21 protein-coding genes are annotated in these 21,849 nt (G+C 32.6%); 16 read left to right on the top strand and 5 right to left on the bottom strand.

Features of this window, described 5'->3' with window-relative positions:
* The first annotated feature begins 13 nt into the window (after positions 1 to 13).
* Together ASE40_RS18800 and ASE40_RS18805 are read left to right on the top strand one after the other, a co-directional pair.
* Positions 14 to 1,000: an aldo/keto reductase gene (locus tag ASE40_RS18800; protein ID WP_057118660.1), complete on the top strand. Its 987-nt coding sequence runs from the start codon at positions 14 to 16 to the stop codon at positions 998 to 1,000.
* Between the two features lie 63 nt (positions 1,001 to 1,063).
* On the top strand, positions 1,064 to 1,291 hold the full coding sequence (locus ASE40_RS18805; protein ID WP_057118661.1) for a hypothetical protein: 228 nt from the start codon (positions 1,064 to 1,066) through the stop codon (positions 1,289 to 1,291).
* 45 nt (positions 1,292 to 1,336) lie between these two features.
* On the opposite strand, the gene ASE40_RS18810 is transcribed toward ASE40_RS18805, so the two are convergent.
* Positions 1,337 to 2,386, bottom strand: a complete 1,050-nt coding sequence (locus ASE40_RS18810; RefSeq protein WP_057118662.1) for a sensor histidine kinase — start codon at positions 2,384 to 2,386, stop codon at positions 1,337 to 1,339.
* A 159-nt stretch (positions 2,387 to 2,545) separates the two neighbouring features.
* On the opposite strand from ASE40_RS18810, the gene rlmD reads away from it, so the two are divergent.
* From rlmD to ASE40_RS18825, 3 genes are read left to right on the top strand one after another with little or no spacing between them, the layout of a single operon-like run.
* Positions 2,546 to 3,958 carry a 23S rRNA (uracil(1939)-C(5))-methyltransferase RlmD gene (rlmD, locus tag ASE40_RS18815; protein WP_057118663.1) on the top strand — a complete coding sequence of 471 codons (1,413 nt, stop codon included), beginning with the start codon at positions 2,546 to 2,548 and terminating at the stop codon, positions 3,956 to 3,958.
* A gap of 9 nt (positions 3,959 to 3,967) precedes the next feature.
* Positions 3,968 to 4,504: a DUF6452 family protein gene (locus tag ASE40_RS18820; RefSeq protein WP_057118664.1), complete on the top strand. Its 537-nt coding sequence runs from the start codon at positions 3,968 to 3,970 to the stop codon at positions 4,502 to 4,504.
* The gene (locus tag ASE40_RS18825; protein WP_057118665.1) at positions 4,476 to 5,294 is read left to right on the top strand and encodes a DUF6048 family protein; all 819 of its coding nucleotides are present in this window, start codon (positions 4,476 to 4,478) and stop codon (positions 5,292 to 5,294) included. The genes ASE40_RS18820 and ASE40_RS18825 overlap by 29 nt, the downstream gene beginning before the upstream one ends.
* Before the next feature lie 140 nt (positions 5,295 to 5,434).
* Here the strand turns inward: ASE40_RS18825 and ASE40_RS22420 are convergent, their stop codons facing one another.
* Complete coding sequence (locus ASE40_RS22420) at positions 5,435 to 5,671, bottom strand: hypothetical protein (protein WP_057118667.1); 237 nt, start codon at positions 5,669 to 5,671, stop codon at positions 5,435 to 5,437.
* Positions 5,672 to 5,759: 88 nt separating this feature from the next.
* Complete coding sequence (locus ASE40_RS18835) at positions 5,760 to 6,917, bottom strand: class I SAM-dependent RNA methyltransferase (protein WP_057118669.1); 1,158 nt, start codon at positions 6,915 to 6,917, stop codon at positions 5,760 to 5,762.
* A gap of 158 nt (positions 6,918 to 7,075) precedes the next feature.
* Between ASE40_RS18835 and ASE40_RS18840 the strand changes: the two genes are divergently transcribed.
* Positions 7,076 to 7,840, top strand: a complete 765-nt coding sequence (locus ASE40_RS18840; RefSeq protein ID WP_057118671.1) for a class I SAM-dependent methyltransferase — start codon at positions 7,076 to 7,078, stop codon at positions 7,838 to 7,840.
* 114 nt (positions 7,841 to 7,954) lie between these two features.
* Complete coding sequence (locus ASE40_RS18845; RefSeq protein ID WP_057118673.1) at positions 7,955 to 8,623, top strand: ZIP family metal transporter; 669 nt, start codon at positions 7,955 to 7,957, stop codon at positions 8,621 to 8,623.
* A gap of 73 nt (positions 8,624 to 8,696) precedes the next feature.
* Here the strand turns inward: ASE40_RS18845 and ASE40_RS18850 are convergent, their stop codons facing one another.
* Positions 8,697 to 11,084: a TonB-dependent receptor domain-containing protein gene (locus ASE40_RS18850; protein WP_057118676.1), complete on the bottom strand. Its 2,388-nt coding sequence runs from the start codon at positions 11,082 to 11,084 to the stop codon at positions 8,697 to 8,699.
* 153 nt (positions 11,085 to 11,237) lie between these two features.
* Positions 11,238 to 12,374 carry a helix-turn-helix domain-containing protein gene (locus tag ASE40_RS18855; protein ID WP_057118678.1) on the bottom strand — a complete coding sequence of 379 codons (1,137 nt, stop codon included), beginning with the start codon at positions 12,372 to 12,374 and terminating at the stop codon, positions 11,238 to 11,240.
* A 169-nt stretch (positions 12,375 to 12,543) separates the two neighbouring features.
* Here ASE40_RS18855 and murQ point away from each other — a divergent pair, with 169 nt between their 5' ends.
* The 9 genes from murQ to ASE40_RS18900 all read left to right on the top strand — a co-directional run bounded on the left by murQ (position 12,544) and on the right by ASE40_RS18900 (position 21,820).
* On the top strand, positions 12,544 to 13,356 hold the full coding sequence (gene murQ, locus ASE40_RS18860; protein WP_057118680.1) for an N-acetylmuramic acid 6-phosphate etherase: 813 nt from the start codon (positions 12,544 to 12,546) through the stop codon (positions 13,354 to 13,356).
* A gap of 175 nt (positions 13,357 to 13,531) precedes the next feature.
* A complete protein-coding gene (locus ASE40_RS18865; protein ID WP_057118682.1) occupies positions 13,532 to 13,753 on the top strand; it encodes a DUF6095 family protein in 222 nt (73 codons plus the stop codon).
* 84 nt (positions 13,754 to 13,837) lie between these two features.
* Positions 13,838 to 14,410, top strand: coding sequence for a pentapeptide repeat-containing protein (locus tag ASE40_RS18870; RefSeq protein ID WP_057118684.1), 573 nt, complete (start codon positions 13,838 to 13,840; stop codon positions 14,408 to 14,410).
* Between the two features lie 114 nt (positions 14,411 to 14,524).
* A complete protein-coding gene (locus ASE40_RS18875; protein ID WP_057118686.1) occupies positions 14,525 to 15,103 on the top strand; it encodes a DUF1572 family protein in 579 nt (192 codons plus the stop codon).
* Positions 15,104 to 15,188: 85 nt separating this feature from the next.
* Positions 15,189 to 15,560 (top strand): hypothetical protein, encoded by a 372-nt coding sequence (locus ASE40_RS18880; RefSeq protein WP_057118688.1) that lies wholly within the window; start codon positions 15,189 to 15,191, stop codon positions 15,558 to 15,560.
* A 215-nt stretch (positions 15,561 to 15,775) separates the two neighbouring features.
* Complete coding sequence (locus tag ASE40_RS18885; RefSeq protein WP_057118690.1) at positions 15,776 to 17,695, top strand: DUF294 nucleotidyltransferase-like domain-containing protein; 1,920 nt, start codon at positions 15,776 to 15,778, stop codon at positions 17,693 to 17,695.
* Between the two features lie 2 nt (positions 17,696 to 17,697).
* On the top strand, positions 17,698 to 18,327 hold the full coding sequence (locus tag ASE40_RS18890; RefSeq protein WP_057118692.1) for a PolC-type DNA polymerase III: 630 nt from the start codon (positions 17,698 to 17,700) through the stop codon (positions 18,325 to 18,327).
* 161 nt (positions 18,328 to 18,488) lie between these two features.
* Complete coding sequence (locus ASE40_RS18895; RefSeq protein WP_057118694.1) at positions 18,489 to 19,967, top strand: hypothetical protein; 1,479 nt, start codon at positions 18,489 to 18,491, stop codon at positions 19,965 to 19,967.
* 68 nt (positions 19,968 to 20,035) lie between these two features.
* Positions 20,036 to 21,820, top strand: a complete 1,785-nt coding sequence (locus ASE40_RS18900) for a cytochrome-c peroxidase (protein WP_057118697.1) — start codon at positions 20,036 to 20,038, stop codon at positions 21,818 to 21,820.
* Positions 21,821 to 21,849: the final 29 nt, after the last annotated feature.

The raw sequence follows: 21,849 nt of genomic DNA on the forward strand, positions 1-21,849 counted from the left end.
GAACCTCAAAAAAATGAACTACAGAAAACTAGGAAAAACAAACTTTAATATATCTGAAATCTCTCTTGGCACTTGGCAGGTGGGAGGAAAATGGGGTTCGGGTTTTGATGATAAAACCGCAGATGAACTTTTAAATACAGCAATAGACAACGGCGTTAATTTTATCGATACAGCCGATGTTTATGAAAACGGATTAAGTGAAACCGCTGTCGGCAGAGTGGTTCGATCTCGATCTGAACGAATTTATGTTGCTACAAAATGCGGACGCCAGATCAATCCTCATGTCAATGAAGGATATACTCCAAAAGTCCTTCAAAAATTCGTAGAAGACAGTTTAAAAAGAACTGGTTTAGAGACCCTAGATTTGATTCAGCTGCACTGTCCGCCCACTGAAGTTTATTACCGTCCTGAAATCTTCGAACTTTTTGACCGTTTAAAAGACCAAGGAAAAATACTTAACCTTGGTGTAAGTGTCGAAAAAGTTGAAGAAGCCTTAAAGGCAATAGAATATTCGAATGTAATGACTGTTCAGATTATTTTCAATTTGTTCCGCCAGCGTCCTTCAGAATTATTTTTCTCAGAAGCCAGAAAAAAAGATATTGGCATTATTGCCAGAGTTCCTCTTGCAAGCGGACTTTTAACGGGTACATTCAGCGAAAAAACAGTTTTTGAACCTCAGGATCATCGTAACTTTAACCGTAACGGAGAAGCTTTTGATAAAGGAGAAACTTTTTCTGGAATTGATTATGAATTAGGTTTAAAAGCAGTTGAAGCCCTAAAAGCATTATTCCCAGAAACGCCAAACCTCGCTCCTATTGCTTTACAATGGATTTTGAGTTTTAAAGAAATAAGCTGTATTATTCCCGGAGCATCAAAAGTAAATCATGTTTTATCAAATTTATCGGTTTATGATACTCCAAAATTAACTGTAGAGCAGATTTCGGAAATGAATAAAATTTATGATGAATTTATAAAACCTTCTGTTCATCAGCTTTGGTAATATTTTAAGTTTTTTTCTTTCATAAATACGCAGCCTTGCACAAATCCAGAAGATTGGGCATATATGAAACTTGATCCTTCTGGCTGCTCAGGATATATTATGTATTCTAAAAAAATAGACTTAGCTGTTTTTCAGAAAAAAATTGACAAGTACATTAATACTAGAGGAAAAATATATTCTAAATGGGGATTATATGCAGACTATGCAGATTGCGTAATGGTAATACCTCCAACAGGAATAGAATGTATAGATGAGAAACCAACGTTAGTATTTGGGGTTTATACAAAATAAAAAAAAGGTTATATAAGATTTACAAAACAATCTTAATAACCTTTTTTATATATCAAATTCAATTCTAAATTCAGCACCTTTGTTCTTGCCGTCACTCGAAGCCGTTAATCGGCCTTTGTTACGTTCTATTATTTTCTTGCATAAATACAAGCCAATTCCCGTTGAACCTTCATTAGCAGTTCCTAGTCGGCTCATTTTGGTAAACTTTTTAAACAATTCCTCAATCTGATTTTTATCGAAACCAATTCCAGAATCTTTTACCGTTAAAATCAATTTTGAATCTTCTGAAAAAATTCTCACTTTGATTTCACTGTCAAAATAAGAGAATTTCACGGCATTGCTTATTAAATTCACTAAAACCTGAATCAAAAGACCTTCGTCAATTTTAAGTTTAGCTTCAACACATTCTAAGATTAAATTCAATTTTATCTTTTTATCAAATAAACGCTGTTCTACCTGTTCATTAATAAAAGGAAGGATATTAGGAAACAAAATCGTTTTTGTATCTGAAGTTACTTTTACAACTTGATCCTGCTCGTTTAAAAGCTTAATAAAATTATCAATATATCTAAATTGAAGATTGGTTGACTCACAGATTAATTCTGCAAGGTTTTTAACTGATTCTGATGGATTTTCGCTTATAATTAATTGAGCCAAACCCTGCGGATTTCCAGCAAAATTCTTTAAATCATGCGAAAGCATATAAACTAAATCTTGTTTTTCATTAATAAAACTCTCGGCTTCGTAAATCGATTCTTGAATATTGCATAAAAGGAGTCCAGCTTCATCTGTATATTCTGTCGGCAAAACAGACAATTTTCTCAAGTTTCGGTAATCATCTAATGCTTTTGATGCAGTTGCAATAGGTTTAATTAACTTATTTAAAACTAAAAGTGTTATCGCCGTTGCCAGCAAAGTCATTATTAAAGAAAAAACGAGAATTGAAGTTGGAGAAATACTGTATTTAAAATACAATACAAAAAATAATATTCCGATTAAAGGAATATGAATCCCTATAAAAGCAACAAATAAAAATTTGAATGCATAACTTTTTTTCAGAAAGCTGATTTGTGAGAGCGCGTGATACAACTTCATAAAAAGAGGACAATATGGTAGGTTGAAATTCTAATTTTATTAGGATTATTATGCAAACAAAATTAGCTTTTAAAGTTTACTAAACTAATTTTTTGAAGAATTTCTAAAATATTTTTAAAATTAAATTTGTAAAAGTTTTCAAAGGCTTATTTTTGCGCTATGGGAAAAAAAAATACAGACAAAGTTGTCTTTCATCAAATTCAAGTTCTTGATGCCGGTGCAAAAGGAGTTTCGGTTGCCAAAGCACCTGACGGAAAAGTAATCTTTATTCCGAATGTGGTACCTGGAGATGTAGTTGACGTGCAGACATTTAAAAAAAGAAAGGCGTATTACGAAGGTAAAGCCGTAAAATTTCACGAATTATCTGATTATAGAGTAGAACCAATTTGTGAGCATTTTGGAGTATGCGGAGGCTGTAAATGGCAAAATATGAAGTACAGCCAGCAACTTGCATTTAAACAAAATGAAGTTAAAAATCATTTACAAAGAATAGGAAAAATTGAACTTCCGGAATTTGAAACTATTTTAGGTTCTGAGAAACAGTTTTTCTATAGAAATAAAATGGAATTTTCTTTTTCTAACAGCCGCTGGCTTACAGAAAAAGAAATTGGAAGTACAGAAGATTTAGGAAATAGAAATGCATTAGGATTTCATATTCCGAAAATGTGGGACAAAATTCTAGACATTAATAAATGTCATTTACAAGAAGATCCTTCAAATGCAATCCGCAATGAAATTCGCGCATTTGCAAACGAACATAATTTAGCGTTTTTTAATCCGAGAGAGCATTCTGGATTATTGAGAACCGTAATGATTCGTACCGTTTCGACAGGAGAAATCATGGTTTTAATTCAGTTTTTTGAAGAAGACAAAGAAAACAGAGAGTTAATTCTAGATCATTTATACGAGAAATTCCCTCAAATTACTTCATTACAATATGTTGTAAACGGAAAACCAAATGATACTATCTACGATCAGGATGTTGTTCTTTATAAAGGAAGAAATTACATTCTAGAAGAAATGGAAGGTTTGAAATTTAGTATCAACGCTAAATCTTTCTACCAAACCAACTCAGATCAAGCGTACGAATTATATAAAATAACTCGTGATTTTGCTGATCTTACTGGAAATGAAATCGTTTATGATTTATATACAGGAACTGGAACAATTGCTCAGTTCGTTTCTAAAAAAGCAAAAAAAGTAATTGGAGTAGAAAGCGTTCCCGAAGCTATTATTGATGCAAAAGCCAATGCAGAACGCAATAATATTACTAATTGCGAGTTTTTTGTTGGAGACATGAAAGTTGTATTTAATGAAGCTTTTATTGCTCAACACGGTAAACCTGATGTAATTATTACAGATCCACCGCGCGACGGAATGCATAAAGACGTAGTAGAACAAATCTTAAAAATTGCTCCAAAAAGAGTCGTTTATGTAAGCTGTAATTCTGCAACTCAAGCTCGTGATTTGGCTTTAATGGATGAAAAATACAAAGTTACACGTGTAAGACCTGTAGATATGTTTCCGCAGACACATCATGTTGAAAATGTTGTACTTTTAGAACTTCGATAGAAAATATACATGAAAAAATTACTCTCTATTTTGCTGCTCTTTACTTTTGGCTTATCAAGCTGCGAGAAAGATGATATCTGCGATGCAAACACACCAACTACACCTAGATTGATAATTACATTCTATGATATTGCCAATCCTACTAAAACTAGGAATGTCAATAATTTAAAAGTAATTGGCGAAGGAATGACCGAAGGAATCGTTTTTAACGAAAATGGCACAGATGAGACTAAATATCTAACTAGCGGAAGTACGGTTGCAATTCCTTTAAAAGTTAATGACGGTACGGTTACCTATAAATTTATTTATAATGCTGCCAGTACAAACCCAACATCAATTAATACTGATGTATTAACTATAAATTACACCAGTCAAAATGTATACGTGTCTAGAGCATGTGGTTTTAAAACTATTTTTGCTTTAAAGCCTGTTGACCCTTTTCTTCGCACAGATCCAGATGGAGATACCGTTTGGATGACTGATGTACAATTAAAAAACCCTAACATTGAATCTGAAAATGAAACACACATTGAAGTTTATTTCTAGTATTTTTTTATTCTTTTCAGTGTTTTTAGGGCAAGCTCAAGATACACCAGAGATATCACCAAATAAAAAAGACACTATTGTAAAACCTAAAACTGTAACTAGTAAACCACCAGTTCAGAAAGCTGAGGTAAAAAAAGACAGTGTCGTCAAAACAGATCGATACGGTCTTCGTGTTGGTGTAGATTTGTACAAACTTACCCGCGGTCTTTATGACAAAGATTATAAAGGAGTAGAATTTGTTGGTGATTGGAGATTAACCAAAAAATACTATCTGGCTGCAGAATTGGGTTATGAAAATAAAACAACAGATGATGACAGATTAAATTCATCGGCCGCTGGAACTTATGTAAAAGCTGGATTTGATTATAATTTCTATGAAAACTGGCTTGACATGGAAAACTTAATCACAATTGGACTTCGAGGCGGTTTTAGTACTTTTAGCCAGGATTTAAACAGCTATAAAATTTACAATCCTAATCCGTATTGGGGTGAACTGCCTGCTATAACAACAGACCAAAAATACAGCGGACTTACAGCGACATGGCTGGAAGTAGCAATGGGATTAAAAGCAGAAGTTTTTGATAATGTATTCGTTGGTTTTGGCGTTCAGCTGAAACTTTTGGCTACCAATAAAAAACCCAGCGGATTTGATAATCTTTATATCCCAGGTTTCAACAGAACTTACGATGGAAGTTTTGGAGTTGGCTTTAATTATACTGTTTCTTATTTTATTCCAATTTACAAGAAAAAGGTAGTGGTGCCAGAGATTAAGGAAGCTCCTAAAAAATAAGATGAGGTTCTAAGGCACTAAGGTTCTGAGATACTAAGTTTTATTATACAATATAAAAAAAGCCGTCAAATCAAAAATTGACGGCTTTTTTATGCTTTATAAATACTAAGAAACTTAACTGCTTAGAATCTTAGTAACTTCTACTCTATTTCTTTAATTCCTTTCACGAAAATCCATTTCATAAAAAGTTTTTCTCCATCTTTCGTTTTTACTGCCTGAAATTTTGGTCCAATAATGGTAGCCACCACAAAAGCAGTCAATGGAATCCAAATTCCAGTTAATCCTGTATAAGATGCAATTACAAATCTCAACAATAGAAATAAAATTGCGAAACTTCCTAATTGATATAAAAAAGCTCTTAATTGTAGTTTTGTCATTTTTTTTTNAAACAGCCAGAAACTTAATGTTTTTTTATAATATTCATTTCCAATTCTTAGCTCCTTAGAACCTTAGTAACTTAGAATCTTAGATCTGAAATTTCGTTCTCTTACTTCCCTCGTACATTTCGTATTTAACCAAACGTGCTTCTAGACTCGCATTAAAAAGTTTTATTTTTCTTGAAGGTTTTAAACCTACAAATTTCAACGCATCTAGATTTGCTGTAATAAACCAGGCATCGGTTCCTGGATAATTTTTCTTTAGCGTGTCACCAATACTACTATAGAATCTTTCCATTTGAATATCTAAACGTTCGTCATACGGCGGATTGAAAACCATATGGAGTTTTCCTTCGGTTTCTTTTTCAGTATCAAAAAAGTTATCTTCACGAATAGTTACATAATCCTCTAAATTGGCATTTCGAATATTGTCTTTCGCTTTGCTTACGGCACTTGGCGCTTTGTCAAAACCTTTAATAGTGTAATGAAACTCTTTTGTTTTTTTCATTAAACTATTTATAATTTGATCGAATAAATCATTATCCCAATCTTTCCATTTTTCAAAAGCAAATTCCTTTCTATTGATATTTGCAGGAATATTGCAGGCGATCATTGCGGCTTCCGCCAAAAAAGTTCCAGATCCGCACATTGGGTCCAAAAAGTGACCTTGACCTTCCCAGCCGGATAATAATAAAATCCCGGCAGCCAAAACCTCATTAATAGGAGCAATATTTGTAGCGGTTCTATAACCACGCTGATGCAGTGAATTTCCAGAAGTATCTAAAGATACCGAAACCTGATCTTTATCTATATGAACATTTATACGTAAATCTGGATATTGCTTATCGATACTTGGACGTTGTCCTGTTCTTTCTCTAAACTGATCGACAATTGCATCTTTACATTTCTGAGAAACAAATTCAGAATGATTGAAATATGTAGAATGTACCGTTGTATCTATTACAAAAGTCTGGTTTGCATTTAAATATTTAGACCAGTTTAAACCAGAAATCCCTTTGTATAATGCCTGCTCGTTATTAGCTCTAAAAGAGTAAATTGGTTTTAAGATTTTAAGAGCAGTACGCAAAGATAAATTGGCTTTGTACATAAAACCTTTATCTCCTTTAAAACTTACCATTCTCACTCCTTTTTCAACATCCTGAGCTCCAAGTGTACGTAATTCTTTTTCTAATATTTCTTCAAAGCCAAAAAAACATTTGGCAATCATTTTAAAATTTTCTTCCATCTTTTCTTTTAAATTAAAAAAAACTAAAGTTTATAAAGATGCACTACATTGCATCTGTACATAATAGCAAGGATTATCGAGGTATCGCTGCTAAATAGTTATTTTTCGGCAAAAATACACTAAATTTGCGGGACTTTGAATTAATTGAAATAGAATAAATGTCTGAAAAGCATAACGCATCAATCCCAAATCAAGAAGATGACAACCAAAATTGGTATTCTTCATGGTTTGACACTCCTTACTATCACATTCTTTATAAGGATCGCAACTATCGTGAAGCTCAGGTTTTCATGGACAATTTAACGCATTACCTTAATTTGCCTGAAAAAGCAAAAGTGCTTGACTTGGCATGCGGAAAAGGCCGTCATTCTATTTATTTAAATCAGTTAGGTTATGATGTCTTAGGTGCCGATTTATCTGAAAACAGCATTGCAGAAGCCAGCAAAAACAGCAACGAAACCCTGCATTTTAAAGTGCATGACATGCGCGAGCCTTTTGAAGAAAAGTTCGATGCTATCTTTAACTTGTTTACAAGCTTTGGTTATTTTGAAAACGATGAAGACAATCTGACTACTTTAAAAGCCATAAAAGAAAGTTTATCAGAATATGGTTTTGCCGTTATTGACTTTATGAATGTTACTCAGGTAATTGAAACTCTGGTTCCTCAAGAAGTTAAAACAGTTGACGAAATTGATTTTCACATCAAACGATATGTTGAAGACGGACATATTTTTAAAGAAATTGACTTTGAAGATCAAGGCAGAAAATATCATTTTACCGAAAAAGTAAAAGCGCTGACATTAAAAGATTTTCAAGATTTAATGGACGAAGCTGGTATTTATCTTTTGGATATTTTTGGAGATTACAAACTCAAAAAATTCCACAAAACCGAAAGCGAAAGATTAATCATGATTTTTAAATAGCTTTTATTGGTAAACCGTTTATTTGTTTAGTCGTTAAATCTATTAAACATAGACAACGATTAAACAATTAAACAGCTAAAAAGATTAAACAAATCAACGATTAAACAAATACAAATGAACTATCTACTACCCTTATTTTCTGTACTTTTAGGATATAGTGTGGCTTTGTTTATTAAACCCAATAACAAAACCAATTTAAAATTGCTGCTTGCTTTTAGCGGTTCATTTTTATTGTCATTAACTGTAATGCATCTGCTGCCAGAAGTTTACAGCACTCACAATCATAAAATTGGTGTTTTTATAATGGTTGGGATTTTGTTTCAAATCATTCTAGAATTTTTCTCCAAAGGTGCAGAACACGGTCACGTTCACGGACATGCAAAAATGTCTCAGATTCCGTGGCTTTTGTTTATCAGTTTGTGCATTCATGCCTTTTTAGAAGGTTTTCCAGTAAGTCATCACCACGATTTAGCACTCGGAATTGCCATTCATCATTTACCAATTGCGGTTATTTTAACGACATTTTTCATCAATGCCGATTTAAACAAAAAAGCCATTTTCGCCTTTATGCTGACTTTCGCCATTATGACACCGCTTGGAACTGTTGCCTCTGAATATTTACCCTTTTTAAGCGATTATTATACTGAAATTACAGCCATTGTAATTGGTATTTTATTTCATATTTCCTCAACAATTATCTTTGAAAGCAGTGAAGGCCATAAATTTAATATCGCCAAAGTCTCGATGATTGTTCTGGGAATTTTACTGGCATTCTTTTTATAATAAATTAATTAGAAAATGTGTCAATTAGATAATGAGATAATTTTCTAATTGACGCATTATCTAATTATCTAATTTAATTCCCCGTTCTCTTTTTCTCCTCCTGATTTCCGAAAGCACGCTCTTTTACATTTATTTTCTTGTTTCCGAAATTGTAAACTAAAGATAAGCGTACAAATCTATTGCTCTCATTCTGGCTGTAAACTTGTTTAACGCCATTTACAACAGAAGTAAAATCTTTTAAATAAGACATATTAAAAATATCATTGGCCAAGAATGCAATCTGCAATGTTTTATTAAACAAATCCTGTTTAAAACCAATATCAAAACTCGATGCATATCCTACTTCATACAAGCCGCTTTTAAAAGGCGAACTATAACTAAAATCAATTTGTAGTTTTGTCGTTTTGCCTAATATAAAAGTATTATTGGTAGAAAATTCAACTTGTAAACTATTTGAAGGCGTTGCATTTATATTTTTGATAAACTTGGTTTTTGCTCCTAAAAAATACAAGGAATTTTCACTTGACCACCAATCTGCAAAACCAGCTGAGTAACTTTCTCCAACACCATAATTCAAGTTTTTAAAATAGTTTTCGCGCGTTACAATCTGTGTGTTAGTTTCAGGATTTGATGTAAACAAAACTCCGTAACCGTTTGTAATTACATTCAAAAAAACACTTGTTCTCAAAATTTCTTTATACGAATGCGCAAACTCAAAATTATCACTAAATGAAGGTTTTAAAAACGGATTTCCTTCAGAATAACTGTTGCTGTTAATATAAACCTTAAACGGATTCAGTAAGTCAAAACGAGGTCTGTTGATTCGTTTTCCGTAATTTAAACTGAATGTATTATTTTCATTTCTTTTATAAGAAGTATAAAATGTTGGAAATAACTTCAAGTAATTATTTTCTGTTTCCTGATTCATCGTTTCAGAAAATCCGCTAGTTTGTGTATTCTCAAGTCTTAATCCCAATTGAAAATTCCATTTTTCATTTAACTTTTTATCTCCATTAATGTAAACTGCCTGATTATTTTCGGTGTATTTAAATCGGTTTGACTGCGAAGGGTCCAATTCTGGATTTCCTGTAATTGTATTATAATAAAATACATCGCTAATACTATTTGTAAAACTCATCTTTGCACCATAAGATAAATTTAAAGCTTGAAGCGGATGCTCCATATCGGCCTTAAAACTCCAGTTATCAATTTCCTGATTCGATATATTTCTTCCCGATTGATTTACATCCACAAATGTCATATCTGGAGTGTAATTATTGGCGGTAAAATTTCTATCAAATTTTGAATTGTAATTAAAGTAATCCGCATCAAAAGATAATCTTCTGTTTAAAGAATCCAATTTGGTAATCAAATGCGCATTATAAGTTTGGTTTCCTGAACTTTTATCAGTGTAACTATCATTCAGCGTAACATTCTGCAGCTGATTTTGAGTATTATATTTCCCAATTCTTATATCCGATCCAAAATCTGGATTATTTCTATCATTCAAAAATTGAAAACCAACCGAAGTGCGTTCAGAAAAATCATAATCGACAGCCAATTTTCCCGAAAGATTTTCATTTTTCACTTTCGTTACACTTTTCATACTAGAAAGTCCATTAGGAAAATACATATCCAAAGCTTCATCGGCATTTTTATAACCCGTTTTTCCGTTAACACTAGCTGCAATTCTAAACTTGTTTTTATTATAAAAGAAATTATCTCTCAAAGTATAAATTCCGTATTTATTCTGATCGTACGAAAGTGTTGTTGTATTTTTCCAAGAATCTCGCACTCCTTTTTTCATTATAATATTAATTAATCCGCCAGTTCCTTCCGCTTCATATTTTGCCGGTGGATTACTGATAATTTCAATATTTTTAATATCATTTGCCGAAATAGATTTCAAGAAATTATTTAGCTCTTCACCCGTTAATTCGATCATTCTTCCGTCAATCATAACTCGTGAAGTTCCTTTGCCTAATATCGTAATCAGATCGTTTTTTACCACAACTCCAGGCGCTGTATTAATAGCACTCAAAGCATCACCGCCAACCGTTGTAACATTATTTTCAAGATTATAAACCAAACGATCTGTTTTCTGCTCAACAGTTTTCTTTTTAGACTGAATGACAACTTCAACTAAATTGGTTGTATTTTCTTTTAAAATGATTGTTCCTAAATTGGTATCATTTTCAATTAAAATATCTTTTTCATAATCTGTAAATCCCAAAAGACTTATTCCAATTTTATAAGAACCTTTTTTAATAGTCATTTCAAAAGTACCGTCTTGTTTGGTTGTAGTTCCATCGATAATTTTTCCTTCAGAATTTGACATGGAAACATCTGCCCATTCTAATGAAGTTGTTTCGCTGGATATTTTTCCTTTTAATTTAAAAGATGATTGTGCTAAACAAAATAGAGGAAATAATAAGAAGATTAAAAGGTTTGCTTTTTTCATGATTTCTAATTTTAAACTTGTTCAATTAATTTGAAGCAAAGTTGCCGTAGAAATTTTCAGAATTCGACCGACAAAAAAAAGTCGAACCAATTTCTACTGTAGAAATTGGTTCGACTTTATAAGACTGAAGTACGACTTTTTACAAACCTCTTATTATGAAGCGTTTCGGTAAGCCGTAGGCGTTACGTTTGTATATTTTTTAAAAGAAGTATTAAACGAAGATTTGGAGTTAAAACCTACTTCGTATAAAATCTCTAACACAGTAAGCTGGCTTTTAGACTGATCTTTTAAAATATTCATGGCTTTTTGAATGCGATATTCATTCACAAAATCAAAAAAATGTTGATTGATATGATGATTAATCAAAATTGATAAATCCCGAACCGGCATATTAATTTGATTTCCTAATTCCTGTATTGTAAGTGAAGGATCTAAAAAAGGTTCTTTTTCGATCATATATTGTTTCAACGCTGCAATTTGCTTATTAATTAAATCGTTTTGAGCATTTACCCATTCTGGTTTTTCTTCCACTTCTGGCAGAATGTCTTTTGTAAGTTTCAATTTAGAATTAACTCCTCTAAAAAGCTCTGGATGATTCAATGCTTTCATTATAAACCAACAAGTTATAAACAAAGCGATTGTTCCGACTAGTACATTTGCCCAAAGAAAAACTTCTCTAAAACCGCTGTAACGTATTATATTTTTTAATGCCACGATAGAGTGTGCAGCAAGAAAAACACATGTCATTTGAAAAAGCCATTTATAAGTGGAAGTACTCGGATTGGCGTAATTTTCTAAGTAAATTTCTCTGTACTTCTTTAAAATTAAAAATACATTGATCATGTAAAAAGCATATTGAAATTCAATTAAAATCTGAATAAAGTAAATTTCAGACATTTGATTAAGCGTGCTGGCAAAACTTCCTTCATCGATTGGAAGATAGATTCGTGGAATAAAGATCAAATTAGTAACAATAAAAGGAATCACATGAACTAAATGTTTCCATTTTAATCTAAAATCAGAATAACAAACGGCCAATACATATAAATAAAATAGTGGCATTCCCAACAAACAAGCTGTGGATCTAAAAATCTCCAGATTTCTATGGTCTTCCGTATATAAATACATAAAGAATCCGCTGAGATCGATAGCAGAGAAAATAAAAAAGAAAGCAAATAGACGGTTGGCTAATTTATTTTCGGTTTTAACCGTTAATAAAAAAAACGCAAGTAATAAAGAAACGAAAACTGAAATCCGGGCTATATTCTGCAGTAAATCTAACTTATCCATTGAATCTTTTAATATAGAACAAATATAATATTTTAGTTGGTGTAACAACGCTTGAGAAAAACAGTCCTTATAAATAAAAAATAGAAGAAAAAAAAGATTTATAAATCTTTGAGACTTTGCGAGATTGCAATAAAAAATATTAATTTTGACCTGTCTAAATAACACTCAAATGACATTTACGAAAACTACTGAACTAGCATCAAAGTATGAACATTTAGAAAAAATGTCTGTTCATGAATTGTTATCCAATATTAACCAAGAAGACAAAACTGTTCCTTATGCAGTTGAAAAAGCTTTACCGCAAATAGAAGCTTTAATTCCGCAAATAGTCGCTAAATTAAAATTAGGAGGCAGATTGTTTTATATCGGAGCAGGAACTTCTGGTCGCCTTGGTGTTGTTGATGCTTCAGAATGTCCCCCAACATTTGGTGTTCCTTTTGATTTGGTAAATGGTATAATTGCAGGCGGTGATACAGCTATAAGACGTGCTGTAGAAAATGCTGAAGACAGTACTACAAATGCTTGGATTGATCTTCAAAATCATAATATTGATTCTAATGATGTCGTAATTGGTATTGCAGCTTCTGGTACAACTCCTTATGTAATAAGCGGTTTAGAAGCTTGTAATCAAAACAATATTGTAACAGGATGCATAACATGCAATGCGGGAAGTCCGCTGGCATTGACCGCGCAATTCCCAATTGAAGTGGTTGTTGGTCCAGAATTTATTACCGGAAGTTCTAGAATGAAAGCCGGAACTGCACAAAAATTAGTTCTTAATATGATTTCGACTGCAGCGATGATTCAGCTTGGAAAAGTGAGAGGCAACAAAATGGTCGATATGCAGTTAAGTAATATTAAACTGGTTGATCGAGGCGTTAAAATGATTATGGATGAAATTCCTGTTTCTTACGAAGAAGCTTCAGAATTATTAAAAAAATACGGCAGCGTAAGAAATGCTGTTGACAATTATAATAAGTAAATAGGTTTACTTTAATTTAACCGCAAAGTTCGCAAAGTTTTTTTTGTTTGCAATGCTTTGTATAAAACACAAAGCCCGCAAAGTTTTATCTAAAAAACTTTGCAAACTTTGCGTAAATCTTAGCGCAATTTGCGGTTAAATGTAAGTTCAACAACCTGAAACAAAAAGCAAACAAATGTCTACAAATAAAGAATTGCTACGAAAAGGAGTTAAGTACTTAACAGGCGCTCTGCCTTTGATGTTTCTTGGGCCGTCAATGATTTATAATGCTTTTATGAATCAGCATACAAACTGGCACTATCTAGTTTTAGGAATTGGAATTATAGCTTGTTTGAGTTCGATGTTTTTGATCTTTCTTGGATTGAAAATTATTATGAAAGGTATATTTAATGACTAAATAATCTCCTCCATAGACCTGACAGGTTTTAAAAACCTGTCAGGTCTACTAATCTCTAAAATATAAATCTTTATCCAAATAAAAATGGAAGGCATAATTCACATTCAGAAAACATTCGAGAAAGTTGTTTACATCGACAAAAAAATAAACAATCGAGAGTTTGAAGATTGTGTTTTTAAAAATTGTGACTTTTCGAACAGCAATTTCTCCAACAATACTTTTTTAGACTGCGAATTTATTGACTGCAATCTTTCTATGACAAGTTTGGCAGGAACGAGTTTAAAAAATGTGACTTTTAAAAACTGTAAACTTTTAGGAATTGCTTTTAATGAATGTGATGATTTTTTGTTCCAAGTTTATTTTGAAGAGTGCACTTTAGATTATGCGTTATTTTCGAATAAAAAAATGCCTAAAACAAAGTTTATCAATTCGTCTGTACGCGAAGTAACTTTTATTGGAACCAATTTAACGAGTTCTGTTTTTGATAATTGTAACCTTGACGGTGCTATTTTTAATGAAACGCAATTAGCGGGAGTTAATTTTAAAACCGCATACAATTATAAAATAGATCCTGAATTCAATCCGATGCGAAAAGCACAATTTTCTAACGATGGAATTGTTGGATTGTTAGATAAATACGATATTAAGATTGTCTAATTCTATAAAGATGCCTTAAAGAGGCAAAATATTTGTAGATAAAATATTTTCGTAAAGTTCAAAGCTTCATCGGAGCGACATATTTATTCTACCAATCAGTTAAAAATATTATTTATGAGTGTCGCCGATAAATCCTATTTAGAAAGTGTAAAAAAGCAATTTTTATATTATAAAATGCTTGGCGAAAAAGCTATGGATCAACTTGAACCAGAACAGCTATTTACTGCTATTAATCAAGACACGAACAGCATTGCCACAATTGTAAAACACATTTCTGGTAATATGCTTTCGCGCTGGACAGACTTCCTTACTACAGATGGCGAAAAAGAATGGCGAAATCGTGACGCCGAATTTGAAAATGATTTACAATCGAAAGAACAAGTTTTAGAAATTTGGAACAAAGGCTGGAATGTTTTTCTTGAAACGCTGAATAGTCTAAAATCAGAACATCTTTCAACAGTTATCTATATCCGAAATGAAGGTCATACAGTTATAGAAGCCATAAACCGCCAATTGGCACATTATCCGTATCATGTTGGACAGATTGTTTTTTATGCCAAACAATTGAAAAACAGCGAATGGAATAGTTTATCGATTCCGAAGAATAAATCGGGAAATTACAATGCCGAAAAGTTTGCCAAAGAAAAAGAAATTAAGAACTTTACCGATGACGAATTAAAAAGATTAAAATGATAAAAGCTATAAGCTTTAGGCTATAAGCAAAACTGCTTATTAAGTAAAGCTTAAAGCCTATTGCCTAAAGCTTAAAGTATAAAAAATGAAAAAAATTATATTCTTATTCCCTTTTCTGGCTTTAGTTTCTTGTTATAATGCAGAACACAATTGCAAGGATTTTAAAACTGGAAAATTCAAATTTGAGTTTGAAGTAAATGGTGTTAAAAAAACAACTTATTTTGAACGTAAAGATGATATCGAAATTGAAACTTTTGAGGGAAAAACTGATACTGCGACAATACGCTGGGTAAGTGACTGCGAGTATGTGCTGCAAAAGAAACATCCGAAAAATATGGCTGAAGAAAAAGCAATCAGCATGAAGATTTTAAATACTTCTAAAGATTCTTATACATTTGAATTTGGTTTAGTTGGTTCTGAAGAAAAACAACGAGGCAAAGTCTATAAAGTTGATTAAACTTTCGTTCTAGAATATTAAAGCTCCAATCTTGGGGCTTTTTTACTTTTAATCCGTTAAAATACTGTGTGGAGCTACTTGTGGAGATACCTCGTTCCTCGGGTGTGAAGAAAATCTTGTCCATTTGCTCCTCTGTTTCTTTGCAACTCAAAAAACAAAAATGTTTCTTTTACATTTCTATTTTAAATAGTATTTTAGAACTCTAATCTAACCACATGAAAAATACCATTTCGCAGAGAGTTGCTGACTTTTTAAAAGGATATCCGCCGTTTAATTTTTTGCATCAGAGAGATTTAGAAAAACTGTCTGAACAAATTTCTATTATCTATAAAGAAAAAGATGCTGTAATTTTTGCTGAGAATGACAAAACGCACGACTCTTTTTATGTAGTCCATAAAGGTGCTGTTGCTTTGAAAAAAAGCACTAAAAACACCGTTTTAGACATGTGTGATGAAGGTGATATTTTTGGTCTTCGTCCGCTTTTAGCACAGGAAAACTATATTATGGAAGCTGTCGCGCATGAAGAAACTATTTTGTATGCCATTCCTATTGCAGTTTTTAAACCTTATGCGCTGGAGAATAGAAATATTGGTAATTTTTTGATTGAAAGTTACGCTTCAAACACCCGAAATCCTTATTCAGATATTCATAAAGATAAATTGTATGGTGATGATTCGTTAAATGAAAATCTTCATTCCAGCAATCATTCTTTTGATTTAGCTCCAATAAAATACTCTAAAAAAATTGTCACCTGCAGTCCGTCAACAACGGTAAAAGATATTGCCAAAATCATGGGCAAGAAAAAAGTGGGCGCTATTTTGATTGTAGATGAAATGCTTCCAATTGGTATTTTGACAGATAAAGATCTTAGAAATAAAATTGTTACAGGAGATTTTCCAATCACTACTACAGCCGAAACTATAATGACAAAACCTGTTATTACATATCCTAAAAAAATGACGGTAACTGAGGCACAAATGGCAATGATGAAAAGTAATATCAGTCACTTATGTTTGACGAAAGACGGAACGGTAAACACAAAAGCGGTTGGGATTTTATCGAAACACGACGTGATGGTTGCACTTGGAAACAATCCAGCCGTACTGATAAAAGCGTTGAAGCGTACCAAAAAAATTAAGGAAATAAAGCCTATTCGAAACCGAATCATGCAATTGCTTCAAGGTTATCTGGATCAAAATATTCCGATGACTTTGATTACCAAAATCATTACCGAACTTAATGAAGCCTGCACCACCCGTGTTATCGAAATTTGCATAGACAAAATGAGCAGTCCGCCGCCAGTAAAATTTGCGTGGCTCGCTCTTGGAAGTCAAGGAAGAGGCGAGCAAATGCTGCATACCGATCAGGATAATGCGATTGTGTACGAAAATGTAAATGAAGTTTTTAGAGATGAAACTAAAATCTATTTTCAAAAATTTGCGGGACTTGTAAATAAAGGTCTTTTTGAAATTGGTTATGATTACTGCCCTGCCGAAATGATGGCTTCTAATCCAAAATGGTGTATGAGTTTGGACGAATGGAAAGCCCAAGTACATCATTGGATTACCAATCCTGGTAAAAATGAAGTACTGCTTTCATTTATTTTCTTTGATTATAGTAAGACTTATGGCGATTCAGAAATCGTTAATCAATTATCAGATTCTATTTTTGAAGACGTAAAAGCAAATCCGATTTTTTATATGCATCTAGTGAGTGGTGCTTTGCAAAGTCCATCTCCTACTGGTTTCTTTAGACAGTTTTTGGTGGAACAAGATGGCGCTAACAAAGATAATTTTGACATTAAACGAAGAGCTTTAATGCCTTTAACAGATGCGGCGCGTGTTTTAATTTTATCACATTCGGTAAAATCAATCAGCAATACGGCAGAGCGTTTTGAAAAATTAGCTGAATTAGAACCTAATAACAGAGAACTGTATTTATCCTGTTCGTATTCTTTTAAAGCCTTATTAAAATTTAGAACGAAACAAGGACTTTTACATCACGATTCTGGACAGTTTATTGAATTAGAATCTCTAACCAAAATGGAAAAAATTAAACTGAAACGTACTTTTAAAACCATAAAAGAACTTCAGGAATTGATTTCAGTTCGTTTTAATATTTCAAATCTGGTATAATCATGAGTTTATTCAATTTTTGGAAAAAAGAAGAAAATAATCTATTCGACGAAAATATTACAATCGAAGAAACTCGTTTTGTTGTTCTGGATACAGAAACGACTGGTTTTGATTATGAAAACGATCGAATGCTATGCATAGGCGCATTGGTTCTACAAAATGGAATTATTAATGTTCAGGACAGCTTTGAAATATATCTTGAACAAGATCATTACGATAAGTCTACCGCTCAAATTCACGGAATTTTAAAAGATTTACTTGTCAAGCGTCCAACAGAATTAGAGGCTTTGCAACAATTTTTAGACTTTTTAGGAGATTCGATAATCATTGCACATCACACTATTTTTGATGTTACGATGATTAATAAAGCTTTGGAACGAAATGGTCTTCCGCATTTAACCAATAAAACTTTAGATACCGCGTATTTGTATAAAAAGACTTTAATTCAGTCGCATTTGTTCGAAAGAAAAGATCATTATACTTTGGATGATCTGGCAGATAAATTTGATATTTCAAAAAAAGACCGTCACACCGCTTTGGGCGATGCGTATATAACAGCGATTGCATTTCTTAAAATTGTCAAGAAGCTGAGAGAGAAGAAAGAAGTTAATCTAAATCAGCTTTTTAAATAGTTTTAAGTTTTTTTTATCAATCTTAAATTTACATTTAAACAGGAATATTTACCATTTAGTAATATAAGACTGATAATTATTAGCAAAAAGAAAAAATAGCCATAACATGTATTTTGTTTTTGAAAGATAGCTTTGCTCTAATCAAAAAAACAAAACAAATTATGAAAGCTAACTTCTTAAAATCAATTACTTTACTTGGAATTGCAGGTCTTTCTGTAATTTCCTGTCAAGATGATGACAAAAAATCTTCGAACGATGTAAATGCCAGTATCGATTTTACTTCTCACTCAAAAGTTCCTGCATTTGTATATGCAATGCCTGGCTTCGAAAACATAAAAATCAGTACTTTAATTGCAAGTTCAGATGTGCTTCCAGAATCTCCTTCTTTTGTTTACGGTGCCCAGCCAGATGGCGCTGGATTAATGAAAGATCCAAATGGAGATGGTTATATTATGATTACGAATCACGAAATTCTTCAATCGGTTTCGAGAGTTTATTTAGATAAAACATTCAAACCTGTAAAAGGTGATTACCTAGTGGATGGTGTTGGAGGTTTAACTCGTTTGTGTTCTGCAACTTTAGCAACTCCAGAAATTCACGGATTTGGTCCTATCTTTTTAACTGCTGGAGAAAGCGGTCAGGAAAGCATGGTTCACGGAATCAATCCGTTGGGATTATCTTCAGACAAAGCTAGAACAGATAGAGTTTTACCAGCTTTAGGAAAAGCAAGTATGGAAAACGCTGTTCCATTACCAAAGGAAGCTTATCTAGGAAAAACAGTAATTCTTATCGGAGAAGATCAGTCTTATGCTACTTCACATGTAAGTGCAGGACAATTGATTATGTATATGAGCACAGTTGGTGATTTGTCTAACGGAAAATTATACGCTTTAAAAAGAACAGACGGAAATCAGGTTGAGACGTCTATGACATTAAACAATTCTTATCCAGTTCAATTTGTTGAAATTCCGAATGCTAAAAACTTAACTGGAGCTGTAATTAATACAACTGTAAACGATTTAAAAGCTATTCGTTTTTCAAGAGTTGAAGATGTTGATTATAGAAAAGGAAGCGCAAGCAACAATAGAGAAATTTATTTTACAGCAACAGGTCAGGCAACTAATAACGCTCCAGTTGATGGCTACACAATGTGGGGAAGAGTTTATAAATTGAAAATGGATGCTGCAGATCCGCTTAAAGGAACTTTAGAATTAGCGGTTGAAGGTGACAGTACTCCAGGAACTGGAATTATTAATCCGGATAACTTATGTGTTACTGAAAACTTCGTATACATTCAAGAAGATGGTGACAGCTATTATGCTGATGCTAAACACGATTCGTACATCTGGCAGTATAATATTGCTACAAAACAAAATAAAGCGTGGTTAAACATGAACCACAAAAGAACTGATGTAGCTTGGAATACTTTATACAACCAGACTGGAGAAATGAGATTTGGAAGCTGGGAATTTGGAGCTATGCAAGATATTTCAGACATCATTGGTGTTCCAGATACTTTCACAGTAAACGTTCATCCTCATACTTGGCAGAGTGATGCTTTTAAAAATGCTGACGGTTCAGGAACTCAAACCAATAAAGAGGGCGGGCAAACTGTAATTATTAGAAACGTACAGCGATAATAATTTCATTCAAAATCATAAAGCAACCCTTATTTTTTGATAAGGGTTGTTTCTATTACAGTACTATTATGAAATTAAACCATTTTTCATTTCTGGTTATAACACTTTGTTTGTTGTTTTCATGCCAAAAGAATGAAGATCCTAAATCATCTATTAAACAAGATTTACTAATTGATTTAACCAAATTAGGCAACGAAATCATTCATTTTCAAAAGCTTGTAAATGACAATTCATCTCAAAAAGAGATTTTAGAGCAATTCAAAAAATCACGTCTTATTTACAAAAAAGTCGAATGGGCAGTTGAATATTTTATTCCAGAAACGGCAAGATTTATGAATGGTCCGGCTTTGGATGAAATGGAATTGGAAGAAAACAGATCTTTTGAACCACATGGTTTTCAGGTTATAGAAGAAATGATTTACCCTGAATACAATAAAAAAAATAAAGAAGATTTAATTCGAGAATTGAATATTTTTCAATCGAACATTAAACAGCTGAAAAGTACTTTTGAAGTTATTGCCATAAGTGATGATTATGTTTTAGATGCAATTCAGCAAAATGTTTTTCGAGTTATTGCTTTAGGAATTACGGGTTTTGATAGTCCGATTTTGCAATCATCAATTCTAGAAGCTGGAGAAAGTTTAAATTCGATTCCAAATCCTCTTGAAAAAATTAACAGCAATAATAAATCATTAGTAGATTTAAAAAAACTAGTATCTAAAGCACAAAAGTATTGCCAAGAAAACAACAATTTCAATGCCTTTAACCGAGCTGTTTTTATAAGCGAATATTTGAATCCGATTTCAAAAAAGTTAAAAGCTTTTCAAAAAGAAGAGCATATTAAAAACGTAAAGAAAAGCAGTCCGTTAAAGCCAACGATTGAAACTTTATTTGACAAAGATGCTTTTGATGTAAATGCGTTTGTACTTTCGGAAGAATATAATTTTACGAAGGACAAATCAATTCTGGGAGAAAAACTGTTTTATGACAAAAGCCTTTCTAAAAATAATGATCGAAGCTGTGCAAGCTGCCATCATCCTGAAAAAGCATTTACAGATGGACTAAAAACAAATCTTTCTCTAACAGGTTCAAATCTAGCACGAAACACTCCTACCCTAACCTATGCCTCTTTACAAAATGCTCAATTTTGGGACATGCGTCAGTTAGATTTGGAAAAGCAGAGCGTTGATGTTATTCAGAATAAAGATGAAATGCATGGTTCTATGGATAACATTCATGCCAAAATTCTCTTAGATCAAGAGTATATAAAACTCTTCAAAAAAGCCTATCCCAAAACTTCAAAGCCAGAAGCTTGGCAGATTCAAAATGCAATTGCAAGTTATGTTCGTTCTTTAAATGCCTTTGACTCCAGATTTGATGAGTACATGAGGGGAAATAAAAACAGCCTTAATAAGCAGGAAATTGAAGGAATGAATCTTTTTATGGGAAAAGCAAAATGTGCCACCTGTCATTTTACGCCTTTGTTTAATGGAACAGTTCCGCCAAGTTATTCAAAAACAGAACATGAAGTTATAGGAACTCCAAATGAAGCATCAGGCAGAACTTTGAGTCCAGATAAAGGTCGTTATTTATACAATAAAATGCCCCAATTGGTTGGTGCGTTTAAAACTCCCACAGTTCGAAATGCAGCAGTTACCGCTCCGTACATGCACAATGGAGTTTTTAAAACCCTCGAAGAAGTAGTTTCTTTTTACAATAAAGGCGGCGGACAAGGTTTAGGTTATGAAGTAGCAAACCAAACTTTGCCGTTTGATAAATTGAATTTAACCATAAAAGAAGAACAAGCTCTTGTTGCTTTTATGAAAACGCTTACAGATAAAAAATACCAATAAAACCAATAGTAACTTCCAGATTAACAAAA

It is taken from the genome of Flavobacterium sp. Root935 (assembly GCF_001429295.1).
In the GTDB taxonomy this organism is placed as follows: Bacteria; Bacteroidota; Bacteroidia; order Flavobacteriales; family Flavobacteriaceae; genus Flavobacterium.

What these genes read in the sequence shown, in the direction of transcription:
- ASE40_RS18850 (WP_057118676.1), bottom strand. Translation starts at nt 11,084, where the DNA reads ATGAAAAAAGCAAACCTTTTAATCTTCTTATTATTTCCTCTATTTTGT.
- ASE40_RS18810 (WP_057118662.1), bottom strand. Translation starts at nt 2,386, where the DNA reads ATGAAGTTGTATCACGCGCTCTCACAAATCAGCTTTCTGAAAAAAAGT.
- ASE40_RS18865 (WP_057118682.1), top strand. Translation starts at nt 13,532, where the DNA reads ATGTCTACAAATAAAGAATTGCTACGAAAAGGAGTTAAGTACTTAACA.
- ASE40_RS18870 (WP_057118684.1), top strand. Translation starts at nt 13,838, where the DNA reads ATGGAAGGCATAATTCACATTCAGAAAACATTCGAGAAAGTTGTTTAC.
- ASE40_RS18805 (WP_057118661.1), top strand. Translation starts at nt 1,064, where the DNA reads ATGAAACTTGATCCTTCTGGCTGCTCAGGATATATTATGTATTCTAAA.
- ASE40_RS18875 (WP_057118686.1), top strand. Translation starts at nt 14,525, where the DNA reads ATGAGTGTCGCCGATAAATCCTATTTAGAAAGTGTAAAAAAGCAATTT.
- ASE40_RS18840 (WP_057118671.1), top strand. Translation starts at nt 7,076, where the DNA reads ATGTCTGAAAAGCATAACGCATCAATCCCAAATCAAGAAGATGACAAC.
- ASE40_RS18855 (WP_057118678.1), bottom strand. Translation starts at nt 12,374, where the DNA reads ATGGATAAGTTAGATTTACTGCAGAATATAGCCCGGATTTCAGTTTTC.
- ASE40_RS18900 (WP_057118697.1), top strand. Translation starts at nt 20,036, where the DNA reads ATGAAATTAAACCATTTTTCATTTCTGGTTATAACACTTTGTTTGTTG.
- rlmD (WP_057118663.1), top strand. Translation starts at nt 2,546, where the DNA reads ATGGGAAAAAAAAATACAGACAAAGTTGTCTTTCATCAAATTCAAGTT.
- ASE40_RS18885 (WP_057118690.1), top strand. Translation starts at nt 15,776, where the DNA reads ATGAAAAATACCATTTCGCAGAGAGTTGCTGACTTTTTAAAAGGATAT.
- ASE40_RS18800 (WP_057118660.1), top strand. Translation starts at nt 14, where the DNA reads ATGAACTACAGAAAACTAGGAAAAACAAACTTTAATATATCTGAAATC.
- ASE40_RS18845 (WP_057118673.1), top strand. Translation starts at nt 7,955, where the DNA reads ATGAACTATCTACTACCCTTATTTTCTGTACTTTTAGGATATAGTGTG.
- ASE40_RS18835 (WP_057118669.1), bottom strand. Translation starts at nt 6,917, where the DNA reads ATGGAAGAAAATTTTAAAATGATTGCCAAATGTTTTTTTGGCTTTGAA.
- ASE40_RS18880 (WP_057118688.1), top strand. Translation starts at nt 15,189, where the DNA reads ATGAAAAAAATTATATTCTTATTCCCTTTTCTGGCTTTAGTTTCTTGT.
- ASE40_RS22420 (WP_057118667.1), bottom strand. Translation starts at nt 5,671, where the DNA reads ATGACAAAACTACAATTAAGAGCTTTTTTATATCAATTAGGAAGTTTC.
- ASE40_RS18825 (WP_057118665.1), top strand. Translation starts at nt 4,476, where the DNA reads ATGAAACACACATTGAAGTTTATTTCTAGTATTTTTTTATTCTTTTCA.
- ASE40_RS18890 (WP_057118692.1), top strand. Translation starts at nt 17,698, where the DNA reads ATGAGTTTATTCAATTTTTGGAAAAAAGAAGAAAATAATCTATTCGAC.
- murQ (WP_057118680.1), top strand. Translation starts at nt 12,544, where the DNA reads ATGACATTTACGAAAACTACTGAACTAGCATCAAAGTATGAACATTTA.
- ASE40_RS18820 (WP_057118664.1), top strand. Translation starts at nt 3,968, where the DNA reads ATGAAAAAATTACTCTCTATTTTGCTGCTCTTTACTTTTGGCTTATCA.
- ASE40_RS18895 (WP_057118694.1), top strand. Translation starts at nt 18,489, where the DNA reads ATGAAAGCTAACTTCTTAAAATCAATTACTTTACTTGGAATTGCAGGT.